Source organism: Streptomyces sp. NPDC058751, assembly GCF_042746485.1.
Lineage (GTDB): Bacteria > Actinomycetota > Actinomycetes > Streptomycetales > Streptomycetaceae > Streptomyces.
On record NZ_JBHYPZ010000019.1, the window covers coordinates 51,845 to 67,451 of the forward strand.

Genomic DNA, 15,607 nt, shown 5'->3' on the forward strand with positions numbered 1-15,607 from the left:
CGCCGTGCTCACGGCCATCGTCCTGCTCCCGACCGCCATGGCGGTCCTCCTGCTGTGCGTGCCACGCGGCGCGCCCCGAACCGTGTTCCTGACGGCCTGGGCGGCGACCGCCGCGGCCGAGCTGGCCCTGACGGTGACCGTCTGGGCGGGCTACGAGCCCGGCGGGGGAATGCAGTACGAGACCCGGGCCCGCTGGATCCCCAGCGCGGGCATCAGCTATCACGTCGGAGTCGACGGCCTGTCCCTGCCGCTGGTGGCCGTCACGTGCGTGCTCTTCCCCGCCTGCGCCGCGTACGCGTGGCGCGAGACCCGGCGGCCCAGGGAGCTCGCGGCCCTGTTCCTCTTCCTGCAGACCACCTGCCTCGGCCTTTTCGTCGCCCTCGATCTGATCCTGTTCTTCGTGTTCTTCGACCTGTCCATCGTGGCGATGTACTTCGTCATCGCCGGATGGGGACACGGGAACGCCGCCCGCGCCGCGCTGAAGTTCTTCCTCTACACCTTCATCGGTTCCCTCGCCCTGCTGCTCGGCTTCATCGGCCTGTACCTGGCGGCCGATCCCCGCACCTTCGACATCGTCGAGCTGACGGACGCCGACCCGCTGGCCGGGCGGTCGACGTACGGAGCCCTCGTCCTCCTCGCGATCTCCGTCGGACTGGCGGTGAAGACCCCCACCGTGCCCTTCCACACCTGGCTGCCGCCCGCCCACACCGACGCCCCGGCCGCCGGGTCGGCGATCCTCGCCGGAGTGCTCCTGAAGATGGGCACCTACGGGTTCCTGCGCATCGCCATGCCCGTCCTGCCCGACGCCTGGCGCGACCACGCCCTCGTCTTCGTGATCGTCGGTGTGGTCTCGGTGCTCTACGGCGCGCTGGTCGCCCTCGCCCAGACCGACTTCAAACGGATGGTCGCGTACACCTCCGTCAACCACATGGGTTACGTCATCCTGGCGATCGGCGCGGCCGGGGCCGTCGACGGGGACCAGGACGCGGCCCGCCGCCTGGCGGTCACCGGTTCGGTCTTCCAGATGGTCAGTCACGGGCTGCTGACCGGCGCCCTGTTCCTGCTGTCCGGCGTGCTCTACGAGCGGGGGCGCACGTACGAGATGTCCGCGTACTCCGGGATCGCGGGACGGGCACCCGTCTTCGCCGCGCTGACCGGCGTCGCCGCGTTCGCCTCGCTGGGGCTGCCGGGCTTCTCCGGATTCATCGCCGAGTTCCAGATCCTCACCGGCAGCCTGGGCCCCGAGCCGGTGGCCACCGCACTGGCCGTACTCGGGATCCTGCTGACCGCCGGCCTGTTCCTGCGCGCCTTCCAGCAGGTCTTCCTCGGGCCGTCGCGGCTGCCGGTCGCCGCGCCGGGCGCCGACCGGCCGTTCCCGGACATCCGCCTCCACGAAGGGCTCGCGATCATTCCGCTGCTGGTCCTGGGAGTCGTCCTGGGCCTGACTCCCCGGTTCGTCCTCGACGTCATCGAACCCGCCTCGCGCACCGTGCTGGAGCTGCTCGCGCGATGAACGAGATGACCGGGACGAACGAGAATCCCCTCGACCTCCTCCCCGAGGTGCTGCTCGCGGCCTCGGCCGTGATCGGTCTGCTGCTCGGGGCGTGGCTGCCGCGCCGCCGACAGTGGCTGATCGGAGCCTTGGCGGTCGCGGCCTGCACCGCGGGGGTCGTGGCCGCCGCGATCGCCGCGGCCAACCCCGTCGAGACGGCCTTCGGCGAGTCCTTCGCCCTGGACACGCTCACGGCCACCAGCAGGATCGTCATCCTCGGCGCGACCTTGCTGGTCCTCGCGCTTGCCATGCCCCGCCTGCACGCCCACTCGCGCGAGACGGAGTTCTACGTCCTGCTCCAGCTCGCCTCCGCCGGTGCCCTGATGATGGCCGGAGCCCAGGACCTGCTCCTCCTCGCCGCCGGTTACCTGCTGGCCAGCGTGCCCGCCTACGCGCTCGCCGGATTCCGCAAGGACGGCCCCGGCACCGAGGCAGCACTGAAGTACTACGCCGTCGGCGCGCTCCTCGGGGTCCTGATGCTCGCCGGCATCACCGTCCTGCTGGCTGCCGGGCGAGTCACGGCGTATCCCCTGCTGCGCACCGAACTCGCCGAGGCGCCGACGGGGCTGGTGGCGGCCGGCACGCTCGCCCTGCTCGCCGGTGTCCTGTTCAAGGCCGGAGGCGTTCCCGGACACTTCTGGGTGCCGGACGCCGTCCAGGGAAGCCCCGCGCCCGTCGCGGCCTTCCTCACCACCATCCCCAAGATCGGTGCCCTGGCCGCGTTCTACCGGCTCGCCGCCGTGCCACTCGCCGACGCCGGCTTGCCCTGGGCCGACCTGGTGACCGTGCTCTCGGTCGCCTCGATGACGCTGGGCAACCTGGCGGCCTTCTTCCAGCAGGACGTCAAGCGGCTCCTCGCCTACTCCACCATCAGTCAGGTCGGCTACCTCCTGCTCCCGGTGGCCGTCGCCGGACGCACCGACCTCGGCCAGGAGGCGCTGCTGTACTACCTCACCGCGTACGCGGTGACCAACCTCGGAGCCTTCGCCGTCGTCTGCGCACTCCCCGACGCCCACACCATCGACGACTACCGCGGACTGGCGCGGACGCACCCGGCCCTGCTCGCCTCGCTCGTCGTCTGCCTGCTGGGCCTGGTGGGCACGCCTCCGACCGCCGTCTTCTTCGGCAAGCTGGAAGCCTTCAGCGCGGCCTTCGACGGCGGCTACGCATGGCTCGCGGTCGTCGCGGCCGTCAACACGGTCGCCTCCCTCTTCTACTACCTGCGCTGGATCGCCCCGGCGTTCCTCACGGGCGGACCCGGGGGCGATCCGGGTACGACGTCGAGATCGGCTGCCGCCGTCGCCTATGGGGCGGCCACCGGGTCCGTCGTTCTCGGGCTGCTCGGAGGATTCGTTCTGGACATGCTGGACGGACCGCTCGCGCGCTGACAGCCAGGCCGACGTCGCCGCGGCCGAGTACCGGCGGAGGATCGGCCGAGCACGGGTCCTTGCGGTGTACAAGCCGAGGGGTGTCACGGCGTACGGACGGCGAAAACAGCAGGCGCAGCACGAGCGCCGTAGCGCACCTGGCGGGGTGTCCGTCCCTCAGGCGTGAGGCGCCAGGGCCGTCGTTGGCGGAGGGCGCGCGTGCCGCCGCTCCGGGAGTGCAGCTTACCCCCTCGGGGTATACTGGCCGACAGTCGTCTCGCCGGGAATTCAGAGGAAGTGATGACAGCACCAGGAGCCTGGGCCCTGTGGACCCGCGCCTCGCGCGGCACCGTCCGCTGGGCGCGAGCCGCCGTCATCGTCCTGCTCACGGCGCTTGCCGTACTGGTTCACCACGAGACGCCTGCCACCGCGACCGATGCGTCCGCCGTGCACGTGATGACACCCGGCACGGTGATGACGGGCAGTCACGCCGCACCGGGGACGGTCATGTCCGGGCACGGGCACGGAAGCGATGCCGGGCGGGCCGCAGGGCCGACGGCAGCCGTCGCGCCGGCCATGAGCATTTCCCATGGGCCGGCCTGCTCCGGTACGGCCATGCAGTACTGCTCGGTCGCGAGCCTCGAGGCCGTGAAGCTCGCATCACCGTCGCAGACCTCGACGCGGGTGGGTCTCGCCGCGTACGGAGCCGTCCCCACCGGGCCCAAGGGCACCGGGACCGTGGACCGGGCGCCCCCGGACCTGTCCGCTCTCTCTCAGCTGCGCATTTAGGCCGTGCCCCACGGCTTCTTCGCCGCCTTCGCCGCGCCGAGGAGCCGTACCGGCACGCCGCCTTCCGTATGCGCACACTGAGATCGAGGACACCCATGAACAGCATCGACCGCCGCTCCGTCCTGCTCGCCGGGCTCGGCGTCGCGAGCGCCGGCGCGCTCGCCGCCTGCAGCGGCGGCTCCAGCGCGACACCCGCCCTGGTCGCCCCTTCCGGCTCCGCGGTCGCCGCAGCAGAGAAGAAGCGGAAGGGCACCGGCAGGACGCACGAGGTGACCCTGACCGCCGCGCCCGCCGTGCTCGACCTGGGCGGCGGGATCATGGCCAGGAGCTGGGCCTTCGACGGCCGGGCCCCCGGCAGGGAGATCCGCCTGTCCGCCGGTGACACCCTGGCCGCCGAACTCTCCAACCAGCTGCCGGACAAGACCGCGACGTCCATCCACTGGCACGGCATCGCCATGCGCAACGACATGGACGGCGTGCCCCCGGTGACGCAGCAGACCGTACGGGCGGGCGCCAACTTCACGTACCGCTTCATCACCGACGCCCCCGGCACGTACTTCTTCCACCCCCACGTCGGCGTCCAGCTCGACCGGGGCCTGTACGCGCCGCTGATCGTCGAGGACCCCGAGGAACCGCTGTCCTACGACGACGAATGGGTCGTCGTCCTGGACGACTGGGTCGACGGAGTCACCGGCACCCCCGACGAGGTCCTCGCCGAGCTGCGCCACGGCATGGGCGGCATGGACATGGGCGGCGACTCCGGCTCCAACGGTCACGCGGGCCACGACATGGATGACATGGGCGGTATGGACATGGGGGAGGACCCCTCGCCCTCCTCCGCCTCTCCCACATCCGGTGGGATGCCGATGAAGTTCATGCTGACGGGCGCCGGGAGCGAGCTGCTCGGAGGCGACGCCGGCGACGTGAAGTACCCGCACCACCTGGTCAACGGCCGTGTTCCCGCCGACCCCGCCGTCTACCACGGCAAGCCCGGCCGACGGCTGCGGCTGCGCATCATCAACGCGGGCGGCGACACGGCGTACCGACTGGCGCTCGGCGGCCACAAGCTGACCGTCACCCACACCGACGGCTTCCCCGTCGAGGACCAGGAGGTCGACGCCCTGCTGATCGGCATGGGGGAGCGGTACGACGTTCTCGTCACCCTCGGCGACGGCGTCTTCCCGCTCGTCGCGCTGGCCGAGGGCAAGGACGCCGCAGGCATGGCCCTGGTGCGTACAGCACCCGGCAGCGCACCGAAGGAAACCGTCCGCCCCAGGGAACTGAGCGGCAGGATCCTGACGGCGTCCCGGCTGCGAGCGGCTGACGACGTCCGCCTGCCCTCCAAGAAGGTGGACCAGGTCCACCGGGTCGAGCTGACCGGTGGCATGGGCAAGTACGACTGGGCCATCAACGGCAAGCCCTTCGACATGGCCGACCCGACCGCGAACCCGCTCACGATCGAGGAAGGCCGGCGAGTACGGCTGGACTTCGTCAACACCACCGAGATGTGGCACCCGATGCACCTGCACGGCCACACCTACCAGCTCGGCGACGCCGGGCCGCGCAAGGACACCGCCATCGTCCTGCCCAAGAAGAGGCTGTCCGTCCTCTTCGACGCCGACAACCCCGGCCAGTGGATGCTGCACTGCCACAACGCGTACCACGGAGAGGTCGGAATGATGGCGCTGGTCGCCTACCAGAGCTGATCGTCCGTGCCCGGTACGGGGGCCGGTCCGGCGGGCCGGCCCCCGTACCGGGGAGGCGAGGAGCGTTCAGCGCCCTTCGCCGGTGGACACGGGCAGCCGTTCGGCGGAAGTCCTGCCGCCGGCGCGGGACTTGTACACGCCGTTCTGCGCGGCGGCCAAGACGCGGTTCGAGTCGACGGCGGTCAGAGCCCGCGGCTGTCCGCCCGGGACGGCGCCCGCCTTCTGCCGGATGGCGTCGCCGTCAGAGGCCGTTTTCACCAGTAGGGCCTGTTTCATTCCGGCAAGTTCCCGTGGCGGAGCGGCCCTTGGGGGACTTTAGGGGTTGGCGCGATTGACGGGGCGCGAGGGAAGCCTGTATTGCCTGCCTCATCCCGTGAAGTCTTTGTTGTTCCAAGTAGAGTTGATATCGGCGATCACTCCCGCCGCTCTGTACGGGAACCCGACACGTGAGAGGCGCGAGTATCCACCTGTGACATGTGAAGCTTCACGAATCATCCAAGAACGACCTGTAGGCCGAATATCATCGACATGATTGATGGGCAGTCGGGCAAGTCGACATTTGCTCGGCATCAGTCCCATGCCGTTCTTTGCGTGTGCGCCTGGTCGGTGGTTTTGCGGCGGCCTGGTCGGCGCAGAAATGCGCAGGCGGGGTGCCTGGGCGCAGCAACACACGATGTTTCTGGAAGCCTTCGGGCCGAAGGCGTGTCGATGTACAGTGTGGGCCGCCCTTGACCTGCAAAAAGCGGGCAGGGAGCAGAAAATTCGGGAGCTTCCTCGTGCTTCGTGCCATGTTCAAGTCCAAGATCTAGAATCTGGGCGTTTGTGCAGGTCAGAAGCCTTGTAAGGTGACTCGGGTCAGCAAATGGTCAGCATCGGGCTTGAAGGCGTCCCGGCTCGCTGACCTGGCGGCCGCCGTGGCGGGGGCCTGCGTGGGTGGGCGATGACGTGCTGAGCGTGCCTCCTGGGTGAGATGTCCGGGGGAAGGGCGGGCGGTGCCCGACCCGTACGTACGACGGGGACCCCCGTATCCGCCGTGCCGCCGCCTCCCGGCAGCGATACTGGATGCATGGACGCGACGACCACCGCCCCCCGTGCCGAGGTGCTGCGGGACCGCTACCGCAGCCGACTGCCCGAGCGTTTGCAGGAGCTGGCCGGCCCCGTCGAGGGCGACGTGGACCTGCCGCTCCACATCGTCTGGTCCGGGCGGACGAGCTACAGCCTGGATCGTCCGAAGTCCCGCATGACGCTCTACCGGACCGTCCTCGCCGAGGGACTGGGTGAGGACCTGGTGGCCCTCCTGCACCACCGGCTGCTCACCGAGCAGTGGCCCGTGCTGCGACGCTTGATCAGTCCCTACGTCCGCGAGGTCTGGGAGGACGCCTTCCCCGAGCTGCTCCGCACCGCTTTGGCCGGCGCGACCGCCGCGTGAAGCTCACTCCGCTCCACGAGCGTCTCCTCGCCGACATCCTCGACCTCGGCTCCCCTGCCCTCTGGTCCTCACCGGCGGATACGCCGTGCAGGCCCACGGCCTGGTCGAACGCTTCAGCCGTGACCTCGACGTCGCCACCGAGAACCCCGCTCCGATGCAGGAGATCGTCGCCTCACTCACAGCGGGCCTCGGCGCGCGCGGATGGCGGACCATGCACGTCCGGACCGATCCGCTCAGCGGCCGGTTCCTCGTCACCGATCCGGACACCGGTGAGGAGTGCGAGGTCGACGTCCTCAAGGAGGCGTTCTGGGCTCCGCCCGCCCAGACCCCCTACGGGCCCGTTCTTTCCCTCGACGACGTGATCGGCACCAAGGTTTGTGCCCTCGCCGACCGCGGCACCGTCCGCGACCTCATCGACGTCCAGGCCGCCTCCCGCCACCGTTCCACCGCCGACCTCGAAAACCTCGGCCGCCGTCGTGCCCACGACGAGTTCAGCCTCGAAGACCTCCGGGACCGGCTGATCGGCGTGGACTGGTACGAGGACGAGGACTACACCGCGTACGGACTCACCTCCCGGCAGATCGAAGAACTCAAGGCGTGGGCGCTGGAGTGGGCGGAGGATCTGGGTGCGCGGATCCATGACGAGAACACCTGAGAGGCGGTCATCGCGTCCATCCCCTCTACCGCGGTTGCAACGAGAGGCTGCGGTGCAGCCGGCAGGTTCCAACCCGGAGCCGTCCACGGTGGGTGGCTGCCTGCACGGCAGCCGAGAGGTACCCCGCAGTGGACTCACGGCGAAACCGGGCCGCGGTAACGGTCAAACACCGCATCCCGCTCCCATGTCCAGTCCGGGTCCCGACGGTAGAACTCGGTAACGGCCGGCTCGAAGAATCAGTCGGAAGGCTTCCGGCTGGATCCATTGACTTGAACCGCCCCGGGGCTGTCGGCCGCCGGACCGGAGGATCAGCGTGGGCCTGCCCTCGGCGGGGACACCGGGCCCCGCCCCCTCCCGCACGGATCCGGCCCTATGGTGGTGCGGGCGGCGCTGTCGGCCGGCGGACCGTCCCGGCAATGTGCGCGGTGGCGCGGTCGCCGGGTGCGGGAGAGGGATCCTCCGGGCGAGTGCACCCTGGCCGGTGCCTTCGCCCTCTGTGTCATCGCCGAGAGCGGGGCTGTGATCGCCGCAGCGAACTCCCGGCACCGAGACCGGCCCGGTCGGCTCAGCGTGGGCCGGGGTGGAACAACGCGTCGTCGTAGTCGTCGAACAGCTGGGGCATCACGTGGCGGAAATCGGCGACCTCCCGCGAGTCCTGCATCGACGGGCACAGGGATCCCACCCACATCCACAGGCCCCGTGAGGCGATGGCACGGTCCAGGTAGGCCTCAGCGGTGTGCCCGGTGGACTCGGTGCCCTCCCCGAAGACGTGCAGGTGGAGTTCGTCGGCCACTGCCATGTCCGGACCCTGCAGGAACGCCCCGCAGGCCTCCGAGGTGAAGATGTCGAAGGGACGCACCGGCCGGAAGCGCACGTCCTCGTCCAGGAACTGTCGGCCCGGCCCCGGCCCGAACACCTCGGCTGCCGGACGCACGTTGATCCTGCCGCTGGCGGGCTCGGCACCCGGCCTGTCGGGGGCGGAAGTCTGCACCCAGTCGACGAAGAACCCGTCCAGTTCCCCGTAGAAGTCGGCCAGAGGGGCGGGCAGCCCGCCCGCATACACCCGGGCCAGGTGCGCGAGCACCTCGGCTGGTGCCGGTTCGGCGATCCTGACCTGCAGCACCTCGATCCCGGGATGCTCCCGCAACCCGCTCACCATGGCCCGCACCCGCCGCCGATAGCCTTCGACCACGACATACCTCCCGCACAACGGCTCTTTGCGACACGCCGACCAGGAACCACGGCCCCTTCCGGGCGGTCGCGCCTCCCCGCGGCCCGGCATCTGTTATTTCCGGGCGCTCTTTCTCTTCCTCGGTTCCTCGTCCCGACGCTGCCAGCGCAGGACCTCTCTGTCGTAGGTGCTCATCATCCGGCCGGAGAGCCTTGGTTGCAGGAACGCCTCGCGCTGGTCTGCCGTGGCCGGACCCCCAAGGCTGCGGTCACACCATTCCGAGATGAGGTCGTACCAGCCGTGGGAACCGTTGAGCAGATTGTCGATCTGCGTTCCCGTGAGGACACCGAGAATGGTGTCCGTGGTGGCATCGTCATACAGGTTGAAGACGGTTCGATTCGTCTGGGCCAAGGTCACCCCGAGGGCCCCGATATAGGGCAGGATCTCCCCGCTTCGCCGTACGGCCAGCGCAACCTGATCCGCCGTGGGGAACAGCGTGAAGATATTCTGAAGAGTTGCCTGCCCGGCAGCGCTGTAGAGCGGTTCCAGTACCAGCTCGGCGATGAGGGACGGGTCCCCGGTGGGAACAAGTGCCCTGGCGAGGGCATACCCTTCGGCAGGCGTGAGCGTCATCAGGGTCGCGGCAGCAGTCGTTTCATCCATGCCGAGATAGATGTCGTGGTAGTTGATGACCATGTGCTTCTGCAGCGTCGGCGTGACGAGCGCGTACGCCTGGGCCAATTCCTGGCCGCTGACCAGCAATGCCCCGTTCACCGGGTTGCGCAGCACGGCATCGAGCTGGGCCGTGGTCGCGAGCGCCTGGTACGCGGCCTGCTGGCCGGCGGTCAGCGCACCGGCGGGCTGGTTGATCGCCACGCTCCAGGCGGGCGGCTGGGCTGCGCCGCGAGTGAAGTCCGTTGGCGATGCGTTCGTCATGAGGCCCCAGCTCATGGTCATGATGTTGGGTATGACCGAGGTGAAGTCGCTTGCGTTGACCGTGTTCGTCTGATAGGCGACGGCGGTTTCGAGCCAAATCCAGTGGCCGCTGTTCACGGCTTGCTTCGCAGCGGTTTCCGGGCCGGCCGACATCGAACTGTTGACCGTGGCCGGGCCCGGCGCGAGGTTGTTCGTATTGTTTCCCGGCCCGCCCAGCCTTCCGTTCATCAGATGCATTTTCACGGCGTTGTAGTGGGAATTGTTCGGGTTCGGGTTCGAGAGCGTATGGCCGTGGTTGTAGAGCTGGTCCCAGCCGATGGGCTTGGTCCCGGGAGTGGGTGAATTCGCGGCCGCCCCCAGGGCGGTTCCCCGGATGTTGTTCACACTCACTCGTCCCGCGCGGCCTTGGTCGGTCGTGTACGCCGGGGTTTCGAACGTCATGGTGCCGTCGGTCTCCGTGGCCCGCTGCACGATCGGGGCCTGTGCGGACGCCGGAACAGGGGCGGGGCTCCGGGCGGGCGGCACCGGTGCCGGTGCGTCCGTCCGATGGCCGCCCACGGCCTCGTGCTCGTGCGCGGTCCCCTGGTCGCCGCCACTGTCCGTCGGCGCGAGCCCGAGCTGCTGCAGCAGCCGGGGTACCGCCGCGTTGCCCACGCTGCGCTGCAGTGCGAGAAACCCGGCAGGTGTCAGCGCGCCCGGCCCCAGCGGCGCGGCGCCCAGTGCCCGGCCGGACGGCCTGTCTGCGCTCCGGGGAGCCTGCGGCGAAGCGGCCTGAGCTTTGGCGGGCTCATGTGCACGCATGGACCTGGCCTCCCATGGAGTCAACGGACGCACAGATGCATATCTGTCTACGCTCCCCGGAGCGTGCGCCACAAGAGGCGATCGGGTACACCTGCCCTGCGCCTTCGGGCAGATGGAGCGTCAGCCGCGGTGCGGAATGCCTCACCACCGACGGGGGAGCGGCGCAGCAACCGCTGATGATCAGCCTGCGCCCCTGCCACCTCGGGACACCTGGCCAAGCCCACGACACGACCGCCGCTGTCCGGCACGGCCATCAGTCGGCACTGGTGCCGAGGACGCACCCGCTGGTACGCCGCCACGGTACGCTCACTCATCCGCTCTCCCGCCTCGTCGGTTCCACGCATACCGGCGGCACGTCCTGACGGACCGTGCGGGTCAATGTGACGGGGTGCTTCCGGTGGGTGACGATGGGGCTGACTGGCGCAGTGCGGCAGGGGGATGACATGTCCGACCGAGACCCCGCCGAGAACCTCGTCGAACTCGCTCAGGCCATAGGGTCGTTGCGTAAACAACTCGACACGGCCCGGCGGGTGGCGCCCGAAGGGGCCTGCCTTCGAAGTCGGGCGGTGGAACTGGAGTTCCAGGTGGCTCTGTTGAGCGGCAGCGAGATCACCGGAGGTGCCTGGTTCTGCGTTCTGTCGGGCGGTGGGGCCAAGTGCCGGGAAGGCCGCAAAGGCTGGTTGAACGAGCGTGAAGCGCGACTCGACGCCTTCCGCCGGCTGATCCGATACAACACCCGACGCCGGCACTCCCACCTCGGTCGGCAATTGCCGATCGCTTACGAGAACGATCTCTCGCGAACAACAACTACCCTGACCCAAGCCGCATAGGCGTGTTCAAACTCCGGGGTCAAGGCCCGAACCCGGTCGGCCCCGCTGCCTGGACGGCCTTCGTCACTTCTCTCGGTCGAACCAGGCCGTAGTCTCCGGCAGGAACAACAGGACGATCACGGGCAGCCCGAGCACGATCCGCAGCGCGGCGTCCGTGAACTCCGCGGGCCCCGCCGCGCCCAGTGCCTTACTGAACGACGGCAGGACCACAAACACCATCACCACGATGGTCGTGATCCGGATCCCGCCCCGCGCGCTGCCGCCGTACTTCAGGGCGAGCAGCGCGCACACCCAGACCAGGGTCCACGGCGCCATCAGGTCGCCCAAGCCGTAGGACGTCAGGCTGCCCCAGAGCGCAAGGATGACTATCAGCCCGGCGAACGCCAGCCCGAACAGCAGCCGTTGGGCCGCGCGCACCTGACGGGGCATCACGACGTTGTGCAGGTCACTCATTGCTTTTCCAGTCCTTGGTAGGCCCGGGGGCCCCGCGGAATTCGAGGAATTCACGCGGGACCCCGGGAACACAGTCGTCACAGGTCGTGCGAGTCAGCGCGAGGGCCGCAGCTCGCGGTACTTCGCGGACAGCAGCGGGCCGAGGTGTTCGATAACTCCGTATCCCGGTTCGTGCTTGTAGGGCAGTTGGTACAGGAACGACGTCACGATCACTTCGGTGACGTCGGGGATCCCGCGTCCCAGTTGCCGCTCCAGGAACTCCAGCGTGGCGCGCCAGTCAGGCGCCTCTGGGGCCTTGCCGAGGTAGGAGTCGACGACGGCCGGTGTTACGTCGAGACCGAAGAAGACGTGCGGCAGTGGCTTGCCGTTGTTCTCGACGTGGATCTCGTAGAGCTCGCCGAACTCGGGGACGGCGGCGACGAGTTCCTCCAGCAAGCGGATGTCGTCTCTCATCAGCAGTTCCCCAGACCCGGATAGTTGGACGCGCCAGTGTACTTTCCGGCCAGAGCGTCATCGATGGCGCTGACGAGGCTCTTCGCCACCTGGATGTCCTTGGCGCTCTTGACGATCGGAACCCTCTTTCCGGGGACTCTGAGTGAGTTCGGGTTCGCAGAGTAGTAGCTGCTGGTCAAATCGTGATTTGCACCACTGGGGCATCTCGGCTGCAACTTCCAGACGTAGCTCCGAAAGCTGGTAACGCCCCCAAGTTGCGGCGGAGGCATTCGGGGACCACCTTCAGAGGCATGACACTCCGTTACCGCTGGAAGTGAGCCAGAGCCACTCGTTTGACAGTTTCGATGCTCGACGGGGAGACAAAAGGCCGTCTCCCCGTCGAAGGGGTGTGGGTCAGCGGGGACCGACCTCGTCAAGCGCCACCCCCGCCTTTTCGGCCAGCCATTCGAGCGCGGCCACGGGGATGGGCCAGTCGGCCGCGTTCAGGGAGATAGCAAGCGTTTCGTCATCCCTTCGGACCAGAGTCTCCACCGTCCACAGGCCGCTCTCCCCAGATATCCAGTAGAGCCAACCGGGCATATCCCAACCCCGCTCCTTCTCCATGCGCGCTTGCCCTTCAGTCGACTCTTTCCGCCACTGGTCGAGCCACCTGGACTTCTCTTCAGGAGTGGACGGCAGAGTGAATTCCCGGCGAAGCCATTCTGGCAGCGCCTCGACGCCTTCGGCCTCGACGCGAAGGGCCAGCGCCAGAGCCTCACCGAGTGCGGTGACGTCTGCGGCTCGACCCGTCACATGGATTTCCACGATCATACCCTTGCTCCACAATTGAATACGGCCTACATAGTGTGCGACCCCGCAGCAGAAAACTGCGGGGTCGCACACTATTGCCAGGCCTAGTTCGGTCCGAATTCCCGTCCAGTTCCTTGAAGCATGCTATCAAAGAAGGCGCTCATGTGTTGCGGGCGCAGCATGTATTGATCGACGGCCTTTGTGGTGTCGACCTTCAACGGCGCCCCAGGGAAGTCCTTGGCCATGGATTCAGGAACGGAGTTCACGCGAAGCCAGTCGACGAACTCCGCGTCCACATCGAATGATTTGATTTTGGAGTCGGAGAATCCTTGCGAGAGGCGCTTCTCCAGGAAATCATCCGCACGTTTTTTCACACCGAAGTTCAGGAACACCGGCTTCTTGGCGTTCTTCAGCGTCACGAACCCGCCGTCGAGGACCTTGATCCTCTGATTGCCCGCGCCTTCCACCCGGTAGACGGTCACGAGCCCCTGCTTGCCCCAGGCCCTGGACGCGACTACTGCGCCAAAGGTGGGACCAAGGGTCACCATTGTCTTGTAGTAAGAGGCTGTCTCGCGTGGTGGGAAGTCTGTGCGGCATGATGCTGGTCGTGGGTGCTGATCTGTCGCAGCGGCTGGTTCCTGACGAACTCTGGGAACTGGTCGCCCCGTTGCTGCCGTCCTTCACTGCTCGTCCGCAAGGTGGTGGGACCGCTCCGTGTGATGAGCGGGCCGTGTTCACAGCCGTGGTGTACGTACTGACCAGCGGTTGCGCCTGGCGGCATCTGCCGCCGACGTTCGGTACGTCTCCCGCGACGGTACATCGCCGGTTCACTGCGTGGACCGAGGCGGGCCTGTGGCGCCGGCTTCACCGGGCGGTGCTGGACGAACTCGGCGCCAGGGGCGAGGTCGACTGGACCTCGGCAATCATTGACGCCGCCTCGGTCCGGGCGAAAAGGGGGGCACCCTGACCGGGCCGAATCCGGTTGATCGCGGCAAGAAGGGCAGCAAACTGCACGTCCTGTCCGACGCCCAGGGCATCCCGCTGGCCGTTGCGGTGTCTGGGGCGAACCTGCACGACAGCCAGGCGTTCAAGCCGCTGATCCGTGGCATTCCGGCGGTCCGCTCCCGCCGCGGACCGCGTCGGCGCCGTCCCGGCAAGCTTCGCGCGGATAAGGCGTACTTCTCCGCCGACCACCTCGCCTGGCTAAGCGAACGCGGGCTCATCCCGCGCATCGCGCGCCCGGGGATCGAATCGGGCGAACGGCTCGGCCGGCACCGTTGGAAGATCGAGCGGACGATCGCCTGGCTGTTCGGTTTCCGCCGTCTCACCGTCCGATACGAGCGAACCGGCTCACACTTCCTCGCCTTCCTCGCCTTCCTCGGCCTCGCTGCCGCTCTGACCTGCTACAAGAAGCTCTCAAGACTGAAGTCGGGCAGCGGGAGACCGTAGCGGTCTCCCGCTGCCCGAACGGGATCACTGGCCAGGCCGGGGCGCGATTGATCAGGCCCGGGTCACCGGTGCCTGCAGTTCCGTCACCCAGTCGTCACGATTTTCCGGGCACTCCAGGTTGATCTCGCGGGGGTATCCGGTCGACTGGTAGTCGTTGGCGTCGATCCAGCGGGCCAGGGCCTGGGCGGTGGGGAGCACGGTGTCCATCGAACCGCGGTGCACGATGGTCGCTGTCTGGTCGAGGGACGGCAGGTCGAGGATCCGGAAGGTGCCGTCCTGGAGAGGGGCGGAGACCTGGACGCCGGCGTGGACGCTGATCCTGCCTTCGCCCTCCGGGGCGTCCTCGTAGTACGCGACGCCCGGGCCCGTGGGGGTGATACCCGCCAAGCCCAGGCACCGGAACAACTCGTCGTAGAGCGGCCCGATGACCGGGCCGATGTCCTCGGGCTCGAAACTCGCGGCGGTTGCCGTCAGCTCCGCCACCCGGACGGCAGGGACGCTCTTGATGACAACGTCGTTCGTGGGCATGTGCCCCTCACTCTCGATCGCTCGAAGCCTCGCCTCGACCTGGATCAGCCGTGCTCCCGCGGCAGCCATTGCGGTCTCCAGTTCAGCCCGCCGCAGCCGCAGCATGCCGCGCAGTTCCTCGATGCTGACCTTCTCGTCCACGATGTCCTGGACCTGCTGGAGAGTGAATCCGAGGTCCTTGAGCGCGATGATCCGGTTGAGGCGGGCGAGCTGGGTAGCGGTGTAGTAGCGATAGCTGCTGGCGGGGTCGACGTGAGCCGGGCGCAGCAGTCCGGTCGCGTCGTAGTGACGCAGCATCCGGACCGAGACGCGGCCATGCCGGGCGAAGTCTCCGATGGTGAACATGATGTCTCCGAGCTGACCGCCTGACACGGTGTGAGGGTCAAGAAGCTACTTGGCGGCCGGGGGACAGCGAAAACTCCGGGCCTCATCGACGCAGTTACACGGGGGCGCCCGCAAGTGAGCCGTCCGTGACGAGACATCGCCACGTGAGACATCCTCTTAGGTCAATGGTGTCACGCATCACATTGGCTTGAATTCGCCCTACAGGTAGGGCGCTTGGGCTGGCCTGGTGGGCTGTCGACGAGGAAGTCCCTGACAGGCCGCACCTCGACACCGCCCTCCCGTATGTAGCTGTACCGGCCTGCCCGTCAACTGGCCCTCACCGAAGGAAAACAACGCTCAAGACTTGCAGATCGG

The 15,607-nt window shown here is 68.1% G+C and carries 15 protein-coding genes and 1 pseudogene; 8 read left to right on the forward strand and 8 right to left on the reverse strand.

Annotated elements, in window-relative coordinates:
• Nucleotides 1-4 precede the first annotated feature (4 nt).
• From ACFW6B_RS19065 to ACFW6B_RS19080, 4 genes are all read left to right on the forward strand, one after another.
• Nucleotides 5-1,513, forward strand: coding sequence for a NuoM family protein (locus ACFW6B_RS19065; RefSeq protein ID WP_386597481.1), 1,509 nt, complete (start codon nt 5-7; stop codon nt 1,511-1,513).
• Between the two features lie 5 nt (nt 1,514-1,518).
• Nucleotides 1,519-2,940: an NADH-quinone oxidoreductase subunit N gene (locus ACFW6B_RS19070; protein ID WP_386597647.1), complete on the forward strand. Its 1,422-nt coding sequence runs from the start codon at nt 1,519-1,521 to the stop codon at nt 2,938-2,940.
• A gap of 279 nt (nt 2,941-3,219) precedes the next feature.
• Nucleotides 3,220-3,708: a hypothetical protein gene (locus tag ACFW6B_RS19075; RefSeq protein WP_386597483.1), complete on the forward strand. Its 489-nt coding sequence runs from the start codon at nt 3,220-3,222 to the stop codon at nt 3,706-3,708.
• Nucleotides 3,709-3,803: 95 nt separating this feature from the next.
• Nucleotides 3,804-5,414 (forward strand): multicopper oxidase family protein, encoded by a 1,611-nt coding sequence (locus ACFW6B_RS19080; protein WP_386597485.1) that lies wholly within the window; start codon nt 3,804-3,806, stop codon nt 5,412-5,414.
• A gap of 66 nt (nt 5,415-5,480) precedes the next feature.
• On the opposite strand, the gene ACFW6B_RS19085 is transcribed toward ACFW6B_RS19080, so the two are convergent.
• Nucleotides 5,481-5,672, reverse strand: a complete 192-nt coding sequence (locus tag ACFW6B_RS19085; RefSeq protein WP_386597488.1) for a hypothetical protein — start codon at nt 5,670-5,672, stop codon at nt 5,481-5,483.
• A gap of 808 nt (nt 5,673-6,480) precedes the next feature.
• Between ACFW6B_RS19085 and ACFW6B_RS19090 the strand changes: the two genes are divergently transcribed.
• The gene (locus ACFW6B_RS19090) at nt 6,481-6,843 is read left to right on the forward strand and encodes a hypothetical protein (protein WP_386597490.1); all 363 of its coding nucleotides are present in this window, start codon (nt 6,481-6,483) and stop codon (nt 6,841-6,843) included.
• Nucleotides 6,840-7,498, forward strand: a pseudogene (locus ACFW6B_RS19095) (nucleotidyl transferase AbiEii/AbiGii toxin family protein). The gene ACFW6B_RS19090 and the pseudogene ACFW6B_RS19095 overlap by 4 nt, the downstream one beginning before the upstream one ends.
• A 565-nt stretch (nt 7,499-8,063) precedes the next feature.
• Here ACFW6B_RS19095 and ACFW6B_RS19100 read toward each other — a convergent pair.
• The gene (locus tag ACFW6B_RS19100) at nt 8,064-8,690 is read right to left on the reverse strand and encodes a hypothetical protein (protein WP_386597492.1); all 627 of its coding nucleotides are present in this window, start codon (nt 8,688-8,690) and stop codon (nt 8,064-8,066) included.
• Nucleotides 8,691-8,783: 93 nt separating this feature from the next.
• Complete coding sequence (locus tag ACFW6B_RS19105; protein WP_386597494.1) at nt 8,784-10,406, reverse strand: hypothetical protein; 1,623 nt, start codon at nt 10,404-10,406, stop codon at nt 8,784-8,786.
• Between the two features lie 443 nt (nt 10,407-10,849).
• Between ACFW6B_RS19105 and ACFW6B_RS19110 the strand changes: the two genes are divergently transcribed.
• Complete coding sequence (locus ACFW6B_RS19110; RefSeq protein WP_386597496.1) at nt 10,850-11,236, forward strand: trypco2 family protein; 387 nt, start codon at nt 10,850-10,852, stop codon at nt 11,234-11,236.
• 63 nt (nt 11,237-11,299) lie between these two features.
• Here ACFW6B_RS19110 and ACFW6B_RS19115 read toward each other — a convergent pair whose 3' ends face one another.
• The 4 genes from ACFW6B_RS19115 to ACFW6B_RS19130 form a co-directional block, all read right to left on the reverse strand.
• Nucleotides 11,300-11,689 carry a hypothetical protein gene (locus ACFW6B_RS19115; protein WP_386597498.1) on the reverse strand — a complete coding sequence of 130 codons (390 nt, stop codon included), beginning with the start codon at nt 11,687-11,689 and terminating at the stop codon, nt 11,300-11,302.
• A 93-nt stretch (nt 11,690-11,782) separates the two neighbouring features.
• Nucleotides 11,783-12,142 (reverse strand): hypothetical protein, encoded by a 360-nt coding sequence (locus ACFW6B_RS19120; protein WP_386597500.1) that lies wholly within the window; start codon nt 12,140-12,142, stop codon nt 11,783-11,785.
• Nucleotides 12,143-12,535: 393 nt separating this feature from the next.
• Nucleotides 12,536-12,952 carry a hypothetical protein gene (locus ACFW6B_RS19125; protein WP_386597502.1) on the reverse strand — a complete coding sequence of 139 codons (417 nt, stop codon included), beginning with the start codon at nt 12,950-12,952 and terminating at the stop codon, nt 12,536-12,538.
• Nucleotides 12,953-13,035: 83 nt separating this feature from the next.
• A complete protein-coding gene (locus ACFW6B_RS19130) occupies nt 13,036-13,413 on the reverse strand; it encodes a hypothetical protein (protein WP_386597504.1) in 378 nt (125 codons plus the stop codon).
• A 116-nt stretch (nt 13,414-13,529) separates the two neighbouring features.
• Here ACFW6B_RS19130 and ACFW6B_RS19135 point away from each other — a divergent pair.
• Nucleotides 13,530-14,380 (forward strand): IS5 family transposase gene (locus ACFW6B_RS19135; RefSeq protein WP_386597649.1). Its coding sequence is split into 2 segments (ribosomal slippage): nt 13,530-13,881 and nt 13,881-14,380, totalling 852 coding nucleotides; the frame shifts between segments, so codons are not numbered across the junction.
• Nucleotides 14,381-14,431: 51 nt separating this feature from the next.
• On the opposite strand, the gene ACFW6B_RS19140 is transcribed toward ACFW6B_RS19135, so the two are convergent.
• Nucleotides 14,432-15,253: a MerR family transcriptional regulator gene (locus tag ACFW6B_RS19140; RefSeq protein ID WP_386597506.1), complete on the reverse strand. Its 822-nt coding sequence runs from the start codon at nt 15,251-15,253 to the stop codon at nt 14,432-14,434.
• Nucleotides 15,254-15,607: the final 354 nt, after the last annotated feature.